Annotated in this window: 7 protein-coding genes; all 7 read left to right on the top strand. The window is 67.9% G+C overall.

All coding sequences use genetic code 11. From position 1 onward, the window contains the following. Window positions 1-1,961: translation initiation factor IF-2 (gene infB / locus HMPREF1137_RS01160; RefSeq protein WP_007587736.1), on the top strand; the 1,961-nt coding region annotated here is incomplete at its 5' end. A gap of 99 nt (window positions 1,962-2,060) precedes the next feature. After that, a complete protein-coding gene (rbfA, locus tag HMPREF1137_RS01155; protein WP_007587739.1) occupies window positions 2,061-2,513 on the top strand; it encodes a 30S ribosome-binding factor RbfA in 453 nt (150 codons plus the stop codon). Window positions 2,514-2,518: 5 nt separating this feature from the next. Further along, complete coding sequence (truB, locus tag HMPREF1137_RS01150; protein ID WP_034496145.1) at window positions 2,519-3,571, top strand: tRNA pseudouridine(55) synthase TruB; 1,053 nt, start codon at window positions 2,519-2,521, stop codon at window positions 3,569-3,571. A 10-nt stretch (window positions 3,572-3,581) separates the two neighbouring features. After that, the gene (locus tag HMPREF1137_RS01145; RefSeq protein WP_007587817.1) at window positions 3,582-4,571 is read left to right on the top strand and encodes a bifunctional riboflavin kinase/FAD synthetase; all 990 of its coding nucleotides are present in this window, start codon (window positions 3,582-3,584) and stop codon (window positions 4,569-4,571) included. Window positions 4,572-4,780: 209 nt separating this feature from the next. Next, entirely contained in the window at window positions 4,781-5,083 is a 303-nt protein-coding gene (gene rpsO / locus HMPREF1137_RS01140; RefSeq protein WP_003792740.1) for a 30S ribosomal protein S15, read from the top strand. A 184-nt stretch (window positions 5,084-5,267) separates the two neighbouring features. Then, entirely contained in the window at window positions 5,268-7,613 is a 2,346-nt protein-coding gene (locus tag HMPREF1137_RS01135; RefSeq protein ID WP_007587847.1) for a polyribonucleotide nucleotidyltransferase, read from the top strand. A gap of 134 nt (window positions 7,614-7,747) precedes the next feature. Continuing rightward, on the top strand, window positions 7,748-9,052 hold the full coding sequence (locus tag HMPREF1137_RS01130) for a M16 family metallopeptidase (protein ID WP_007587735.1): 1,305 nt from the start codon (window positions 7,748-7,750) through the stop codon (window positions 9,050-9,052). The last annotated feature ends 51 nt before the right edge of the window (window positions 9,053-9,103 follow it).

Below are 9,103 nucleotides of genomic sequence, written 5' to 3'. Positions count from 1 at the left end.
CCCGCGGCGGTGGCCGCGGCGGTCGCGGCTCCACGCCGGGCGCATTCGGTCGCGGAGGCGGCCGCTCGCAGCGCGGACGCAAGTCGAAGCGCGCGAAGCGCCAAGAGTACGAGCAGCAGAACGCACCCGTCATCGGCGGCGTGTCGATCCCGCGCGGTAACGGCGCGCAGATCCGCATCCGCCAGGGCGCATCGCTGGCTGACCTCGCCGAGAAGATCGACGTCAATCCCGCAGCACTCGTGACGGTCCTCTTCGCCCTGGGCGAGATGGCAACTGCCACGCAGTCCCTCGACCAGGACACCTTCGAGGCCCTGGGTGCGGAGCTCGGCTACGACGTCAAGGTCGTCTCCCCCGAGGACGAGGACCGCGAGCTGCTCGAGTCCTTCGACATCGACCTCGAGGCCGAAGAACTCGACGACGCCGAGAACATGGTGCCCCGTCCGCCGGTCGTCACCGTCATGGGTCACGTCGACCACGGTAAGACCAAGCTGCTCGACGCGATCCGTCACACGGACGTCGTCGACACCGAGCACGGCGGCATCACCCAGCACATCGGCGCCTACCAGGTCACAGTCAAGGCTGAGGACGGCACCGCCCGCCCGATCACCTTCATCGATACCCCCGGTCACGAGGCCTTCACGGCCATGCGTGCCCGTGGTGCCCAGGTCACCGACATCGCGATCCTCGTGGTCGCAGCCGATGACGGCGTCATGCCCCAGACGGTTGAGGCCATCAACCACGCGCAGGCGGCCGGCGTGCCGATCGTCGTCGCGGTGAACAAGGTCGATAAGGACACGGCGAACCCGGAGAAGATCCGCTCCCAGCTCACCGAGTACGGTCTCGTCGCGGAAGAGTACGGCGGCGACGTCATGTTCGTGAACATCTCCGCCAAGCAGCGCCAGGGCATCCGCGAGCTACTCGAGGCCGTCCTGCTGACTGCCGACGCGGCGCTGACCCTCGAGGCCAACCCGAACACCGATGCGCGCGGCGTCGCCATCGAAGCGAACCTGGACAAGGGCCGCGGCGCAGTCGCGACCATGCTCGTCCAGCGCGGCACGCTCCACGTGGGCGACTCCCTCGTGGTCGGCTCGTCCTACGGTCGCGTGCGTGCGATGTTCGACGACGCCGGTAACGACGTCTCCGAGGCTGGTCCGTCGATGCCCGTCGCGGTCCTCGGTCTCACGTCCGTCCCGCGCGCCGGCGACTCGTTCCTGGTCGCGTCGGATGACCGCACGGCCCGCCAGATCGCCGACAAGCGTGAGGCTGCCGAGCGTCAGGCCCTGCTGGCCAAGCGTCGCAAGCGCGTCTCCCTGGAGGACTTCGACAAGGTCCTGGCCGAGGGCGAGGTCGACACCCTCAACCTGGTCATCAAGGGCGACGTGTCCGGTGCCGTCGAGGCCCTGGAAGACTCGCTCCTGCGCATCGACGTGGGCGACGAGGTCGCGCTGCGTATCATCCACCGCGGCGTTGGTGCGATCACGCAGAACGACGTCAACCTGGCGACCGTCGACAACGCGGTCATCATCGGCTTCAACGTCCGTCCCGCCGAGCGCGTGGCCGAGATGGCGGATGCCGAGGGCGTCGAGATCAAGTACTACAACGTCATCTACTCTGCGATCGACGACATTGAGGCTGCTCTCAAGGGCATGCTCAAGCCGATCTACGAGGAGGTCCAGCTGGGTACCGCGGAGATCCGTCAGGTCTTCCGCTCCGGCAAGTTCGGCAACATCGCCGGTTCGATCGTCCGCTCCGGCACGATCAAGCGCGGCACCAAGGCTCGCCTGGTGCGCGACGGTGTGGTTGTCGCCGAGAACCTCGAGATCGCGTCCCTGCGTCGCGAGAAGGACGACGTCACCGAGGTCCGCGAGGGCTACGAGTGCGGTATCACGCTGGGTCACAAGGACATCGCCGAAGGCGACATCATTGAGACCTGGGAGATGCGCGAGAAGGCTCGTGACTGATCGCATGGCTTGAAGTATCGGGGTCCGGGCACGCTCGGACCCCGATCTTCTCCCACCCAAGTGTTTTGACCAGGGCATACCGCCCGGAAGGAGGGCGCGATGGCTGACGAAGCTCGCGTTCGAAAGGTGCAGGAGCGAATCCTGCAGACCGTTGCGTCGATGATCGGACGCCAGGTGAAGGATCCTCGCCTGGAGCTCGTGACCATCACGGACGTGCGCGTGACGGGCGACCTGCAGCACGCATCCATCTTCTACACGGTGCTCGGTGACGACGAGCAGCGCGAGAAGGCAGCGCGCGCGTTCGCGTCCGCGCAGGGTCTTTTCCGCTCCCGCGTGGGCAAGGCGCTAGGTCTGCGCCTGACCCCGACCCTGGAGTTCATCCCCGATGCCCTGCCCGAGAGCGCCGCCGCGCTCGAGGACGCCCTGGCAAAGGCTAAGGCGAAGGACGAGGCCATCGCTGCCGCGTCCGCGGGTGCGACCTACGCCGGCGACGCCGACCCCTACCGTCACGACGACGAAGAGGACGAGGCCGACGCGAAGGATTGGGCCTGACCCTCATGGCTCGTCGCCCCGATAATCCTCGTCCCGGCCTGCTTGTCATCGACAAGCCGCAGGGGCTCACCAGCCACGACGTGGTCTCGCGCGTGCGACGCCTGGCCCACACCCGCAAGGTGGGGCACGGCGGCACCCTGGACCCGATGGCCACGGGAGTCCTCGTCATCGGCATTGGCAAGGCGACGAAGCTGCTCACCTGGGTGAGCGGTCATTCGAAGGAATATCGGGCGACGATCCGCTTCGGCGTCGCCACCAACACGGACGACGCTGAGGGCGTCGCGACCGAGGCCGTTGGCTGCGCCTCGCTGAGTGAGGAGCAGCTCGAGGCTGCGCTCGCGCCGCTGCGCGGGGACATTATGCAGGTGCCCTCGACCGTCTCGGCGATCAAGGTGAACGGCAAGCGCGCTTACGCGCTTGCCCGCGCCGGTGAAGACGTCGAGCTGGCGGCGCGTCCGGTGCGCATTTCGCGCCTGGAGGTCCTTTCGCCCCCGCGCCCCGTCGAGTGCGTGCTGGAGGAATCCGACGCGGACAATGCGCCCGACGAACAGGTTCCCTCCGGCCCCGTTCGCGTGGTCGATGTTGATGTCGTCGTCGAGTGCTCCTCGGGCACCTATGTGCGCGCCCTCGCGCGCGACGCCGGCGAGGCGCTCGGTGTGGGTGCCCACCTGACCGCGCTGTGCCGCACGCGCGTGGGCGACGTGCCCCTGGAGACGGCGATGACGCTCGAGGAACTGAGCGCCGCCGTCGGGGCAGCCACCCCGGAAGGGGAGGTGGACGCAGAACCGGTCCTGCCCCTCGTCCCCCTGGGCGAGGCTGCACGCACGATGTTCCCCTCGCTCCTCCTGTCCGACGCCGAGGCTGGGGCGTTCGCGCACGGCCAGGCCCCGAGGCGCTCGCGTGACGAGCTGGCACAGTGGGCGGTCGAGGCTGGCTACTGCCCGCAGAGCACCCCTGAGGAGGAGGCCGCGCCGATCGCCGCCGTCGCGCCCGACGGCACTGTTCTCGGCCTGCTCCGCATTGACGGGACTCGCCTGCGTACCGTCCTGGTTTTCTAGAAAGAGACTCATGAACGTTTGGTATTCCCTCACTGACATCCCCGGCAACGAAGCCAGTGTCGTGACCATCGGCAACTTCGACGGCATGCACAACGGACACAAGAAGGTCATCTCCACCTGCATCGAGCGCGCCCATAAGCTCGGCGTCGAAGCCGTGGCCATCACGTTCGACCCGCACCCGATCCAGGTCCACAAGCCCGAGGTGGGCCTCCAGCTGATCTCCCCGCTGCGCGACCGCCTCGACGCGATGGCCGCCGCAGGACTGGACGCCACGCTCGTCGCCCACTACGACGCAAGCGTCTACAGCCTCGAAGCCGACGAGTTCGTCTACGAGTACCTGGTGGAGCGCTGCGGTGCGCGCGAGGTCGTCGTCGGAGAAGACTTCCGTTTCGGACGCGGCAACGCGGGCACCATCGACACGCTCCGCGAGCTCGGGCGCCGCTACGGCTTCAACGTCATTACGGTCACCGACATCGAGGCCCCCGAGGGGCGCCGCTGGTCCTCCTCGTGGGTGCGCGAGCTGCTCGCCGCGGGTGACGTGTCCGGCGCTGCCCGCGTCCTCGGACACCTCCACCGCATCCGCGGCACCGTGTGCCATGGCTTCAAGCGCGGCCGAACCCTCGGCTTCCCGACCGCAAACCTGTCCGAGGACGTCGAAGGCGTCATCCCCGCCGACGGCGTCTACGCAGGCTGGGTCGTGCGCGCCGTGCCCGGCACCCAATCCGCCGAGTTCCTCCCCGCCGCCATTTCCGTGGGCACCAACCCCCAGTTCAACGGCGTCGAACGCACCGTCGAAGCTCACGTCCTGGGCCGCTCCGACCTCAACCTCTACGGCGAACGCATCGCGGTCACCTTCGTGTCGCGCATCCGCCCGATGCTTTCCTTCGACTCCCTCGACGAACTGCTCACCCAGATGGATGACGACCTGCGCCAGACGGCCTCCGTCCTCGGCATCGGCGTCGCCGGGCGCGTCGACCCGGACTCCGTCACCGCGCGATAGAGCCCCCTCCGCTTCGCCTGGTCCCGCGCCCAAGGGGGTGCACACACCCAGCCCGCGGCCGGGGAGCGCAGAGCGGGGGAGGGGAGAAGGCCTCGTGAGAAGGAAGAATCGTTAGCTTGGTCGCTCATTGTGGGGATCGTGCCGGTGGCGTGCTACTGTAGAAAGGCCGTACACCGGCCGCGGACTGTCAGCACCCGGGAAAAGCCCGGATGCCCCGCGCAACGAACACAAAGGAGAAGCCTGTGCCGCTGAGCAAGGACGTCAAGGACCAGATCATCGCCGAGTACGCGACCCACGAGGGCGACACCGGTTCCCCCGAGGTGCAGATCGCGCTGCTGACCCGCCGCATCAAGGATCTGACCGAGCACTTCAAGACCCACACGCACGACCACCACTCCCGTCGTGGCCTGCTGCTGCTGGTCGGCCGTCGTCGCCGCCTGCTGGGTTACCTGGCTGACATCGACATCGAGCGTTACCGCTCGCTCATCGAGCGTCTCGGCCTGCGCCGCTGATTTTGGGCCGGCCCGCCTCCCGTAGCGGAGACGGGCCGGTTTTCACACGCCCGCCTCGGGCAAACCGATATTTCTCGCGCGAAAGCCGCCGGTTTTCGACAGTGGCCTACGGAGCGTTCATCCGTGGGCTTCGATCGAAGGCCGAAGTGGAGCGCGACACCAACAAACCAAGGAGAAACGCCCCATGATGGAAGGCTCCGACATCATCGCCGCAGAGGCGATTATCGATAACGGCCGTTTCGGCAAGCGCACCGTGCGCTTCGAAACCGGCCGTCTCGCCAAGCAGGCCGCTGGCTCCGCCCTGGCCTACCTGGACGATTCCACCACCGTTCTGTCCGCCACCACGGTGGGCAAGAACCCCAAGGACCAGTTCGACTTCTTCCCGCTGACCGTCGACGTTGAAGAGCGTCAGTACGCCGCGGGTCGTATCCCCGGTTCCTTCTTCCGCCGCGAAGGCCGCGCGGGCACCGAGGCCATCCTGGCCGCCCGCCTCATCGACCGCCCGCTGCGCCCCGGCTTCGTCAAGGGCCTGCGCAACGAGGTCCAGGTCGTCGAGACCGTCCTGACGATCGATCCGGACGACGCCTACGACGTTCTGGCGATCAACGCCGCGTCCATGTCCACCCAGATCGCCGGCCTGCCCTTCACCGGCCCGATCGGCGGCACCCGCCTGGCGCTCATCGACGACCAGTGGGTCGCGTTCCCGCGCTGGAGCGAGCTCGAGCGTTCCGTGTTCAACATCGTTGTCGCGGGCCGCATCGTCACCAAGGAAGACGGCTCCGAAGACGTCGCGATCATGATGGTCGAGGCCGGCGGCGGCAAGAACGAGTGGGAGCTCATTCAGGCTGGCGCCACCGCCCCCACCGAAGACGTCGTGGCCGACGGCCTCGAGGCCGCCAAGCCCTTCATCAAGGCCCTGTGCGAGGCTCAGCTCAAGGTGGCCGAGAAGGCCTCCAAGGAGACCGTCGAGTTCCCGCTGTTCCTGGACTACACCGACGAAGAGTACGCGGCGGTCGAGGAATACGCGGCCGAGAAGGTCGCCCAGGCCCTGCTGACCGAGGGCAAGCTCGCCCGCGACGAGGCCGTTGACGCCGTCAAGGAAGAGATGCTCGAGGCTCTGGCCGAGCGCTTCCCCGAGTCGGAGAAGGCTCTCAAGGCTGCCTTCCGCTCGCTCGAGAAGGCCACGATCCGTAACCGCACCCTGCGCGAAGAGATCCGCATGGACGGCCGTACCCCGCGCCAGATCCGTTCTCTGTCTGCCGAGGTCGAGGTCCTGCCCCGCGTGCACGGCTCCGCCCTGTTCCAGCGTGGAGAGACCCAGATCCTGGGCGTCACCACCCTGGCTATGCTGCGCATGGAGCAGCAGATCGACAACCTGTCGCCCGTCAACGCCAAGCGTTACATGCACCAGTACAACTTCGCTCCGTTCTCCACGGGCGAGGTCGGCCGCGTCGGCTCCCCGAAGCGCCGCGAGATCGGTCATGGCGACCTGGCCGAGCGCGCCCTGGTTCCCGTCCTGCCCTCGCGTGAGGACTTCCCCTACGCGATCCGTCAGGTCTCCGAGACCATGGGCTCCAACGGCTCCTCGTCGATGGGCTCCGTCTGCGCCTCGACCCTGTCCCTCCTCCAGGCCGGCGTGCCGCTGCGCGCCCCCGTCGCGGGCATCGCGATGGGCCTCATGACCGGTGAGGTCGATGGCCAGTTCAAGGCCGTCACCCTGACCGACATCCTGGGCGCCGAGGACGGCTTCGGCGACATGGACTTCAAGGTTGCCGGTACCCGTGACTTCATCACGGCCCTGCAGCTGGACACCAAGCTCGACGGCATCGATTCCCAGGTGCTGCGCGCCGCGCTGGCCCAGGCCCGCGACGCCCGCCTGGCGATCCTCGACCTGATCAACCAGGCGATCGACGGCCCGGATGAGATGAGCCCCAACGCTCCTCGCATCATCACCGTCAAGGTCCCCGTCGACAAGATCGGCGAGGTCATTGGCCCCAAGGGCAAGATGATCAACCAGATCCAGGACGAGACCGGCGCTGACGTCACCATCGAGGACGACGGCACCGTCTACATCGCCTCCTCCGACGGTGCCTCCGCCGAGGCCGCCCGCACGATGGTCAACCAGATCGCGAACCCGCAGATGCCCGAGGTCGGCGAGCGCTTCGTCGGCACGGTCGTCAAGACCACCTCGTTCGGCGCGTTCGTGTCGCTGACCCCCGGCAAGGACGGCCTCCTGCACATCTCGCAGGTCCGTCGCCTCGTGGGTGGCAAGCGCATCGACTCCGTGGACGACGTCCTGCAGGTCGGCCAGCAGGTCGAGGTCGAGATCGCTGAGATCGGCGACCGCGGCAAGCTGAGCCTGCACGCCGTCATCGACGGCGAGGCCGGCGAGCTCGAGGCCGCCGAGGGTGAGCAGACCGAGCAGCGCCGTGAGCGCCGCGATCGCTCCGAGCGTCGCGAGCGTCGCCCCCGTACCCGCACCCGTCGCCGCCGTGACGACGAGCGCGAGGATGGCGCTTCCGAGGAGTGAGTAGCTCCCGCTAGCTAAATCGGACCGGTGGCCGGGACGGAGCGTGTGCTCCGCCCGGCCACCGGCCTTTTTGCGGCTACACTGTGAACGTTTCGTGCCAACCCCCGGATTATGGGGGACGCAAGAGGAGAAGTATGACGCCCAAGCCGCTGCCGCTCGACGAGGCCCGCCTATCCATCGAGGATGGCGACACCCGCATTGAACGCACGATCCTGGGAGCCGGGACGCGTGTCCTGACCCAGGAGATTCCCGCAACGAAGAGCGCGGGCGTGTCCCTGTGGGTGCCCGTGGGGTCGCGCGACGAGGGGCCGCGCACGGCCGGGTCGACCCACTTCCTCGAGCACCTTCTGTTCAAGGGGACGAACAAGCGTTCCGCCCTTGACATCGCCGTCGCCTTCGACAGCGTGGGCGGCGAGTCAAACGCGGAGACTGCTCGCGAGCACACCGCCTACTGGGCGCGCGTGCGTGACGCGGACCTCGACATGGCGATTGAGACGCTGACCGACATGGTCACCGACTCACGCCTCGACGAGGAAGATTTCTCGATGGAGCGCGGCGTCATCCTCGATGAACTGGCGATGGGGGAGGACTCGCCCACGGACACGGTCCACGACACCTTCCAGCTGGCCGTCCACGGCGACCGCCCGATCGGACGCCCCGTCGGCGGCACGCCCCAGGCCATCCGTGAGGTCGAGCGCGCGGACGTCTGGGAGCACTACCAGGCCCACTACGGCCCCTCATCCCTCATCGTGGCCGCCGCCGGCAACGTCGACCACGATTCAGTGTGCGGGCGTGTGCAGGCCGCCCTGGAGGGATCGCCCTGGGACGCGGGCAGCGCGGCCTCACCCCGGCCTCGTCGATCCACGACCGTGACACCGATTGCCGACCACGACAAGGACATCACGCGCAGGCGAGACGTGACCCAGGCGCACGTCATCATCGGTTGTGAGGGCCTGGCGGCAACGGACCCGGCGGGCCCGACCATGAGCGTCCTGCTGTCGGTCCTGGGCGGCTCCATGTCCTCGCGTCTCTTCCAGGAGGTGCGCGAAAAGCGGGGCCTGGCCTACACGACCTACGCCTTCGACGTCGCCTACTCCGACACCGGAACCTTCGGCATGTACGCGGGCTGCAGCCCCGACAAGGTCGGTGAGGTCGAGGCCATCATGCGCGCTCAGCTGGAAGACCTCGCCGCGGACGGCCCGACCGAGGAAGAGATGACGCGCGTGCGCGGACAGGTGCGGGGAGGCGTCGTCCTGGGCCTCGAAGACAACTGGTCGCGCATGATGCGACTGGGCCGCTCGGAAATCATTGGTCGCTACCGCCCCATCGACGAGTCTCTCGCCGAGTTCGACGCGGTGGAAGCCGCCGACGTGCGCGCCCTGGCGGCCTCCCTTATCACCAAGCTGGATTGCCGCGCCCTCGTCCTGCCCACCGAGTGAACAGCGGGGGAGTGAGATACCCCCTGTCCATCCGCGCTCGTCGCGCCGAAC

It is taken from the genome of Actinomyces sp. ICM39 (assembly GCF_000282935.1).
In the GTDB taxonomy this organism is placed as follows: domain Bacteria; phylum Actinomycetota; class Actinomycetes; order Actinomycetales; family Actinomycetaceae; genus Pauljensenia; species Pauljensenia odontolytica_B.
Note: the sequence above shows the minus strand (reverse complement) of the source record. Positions and strands in the feature narration are given on the sequence as shown.

Excerpts from the sequence above, each read along its gene's own strand:
- rbfA (WP_007587739.1), top strand. The coding sequence starts at position 2,061 with ATGGCTGACGAAGCTCGCGTTCGAAAGGTGCAGGAGCGAATCCTGCAG.
- truB (WP_034496145.1), top strand. The coding sequence starts at position 2,519 with ATGGCTCGTCGCCCCGATAATCCTCGTCCCGGCCTGCTTGTCATCGAC.
- HMPREF1137_RS01145 (WP_007587817.1), top strand. The coding sequence starts at position 3,582 with ATGAACGTTTGGTATTCCCTCACTGACATCCCCGGCAACGAAGCCAGT.
- rpsO (WP_003792740.1), top strand. The coding sequence starts at position 4,781 with ATGCCCCGCGCAACGAACACAAAGGAGAAGCCTGTGCCGCTGAGCAAG.
- HMPREF1137_RS01135 (WP_007587847.1), top strand. The coding sequence starts at position 5,268 with ATGATGGAAGGCTCCGACATCATCGCCGCAGAGGCGATTATCGATAAC.
- HMPREF1137_RS01130 (WP_007587735.1), top strand. The coding sequence starts at position 7,748 with ATGACGCCCAAGCCGCTGCCGCTCGACGAGGCCCGCCTATCCATCGAG.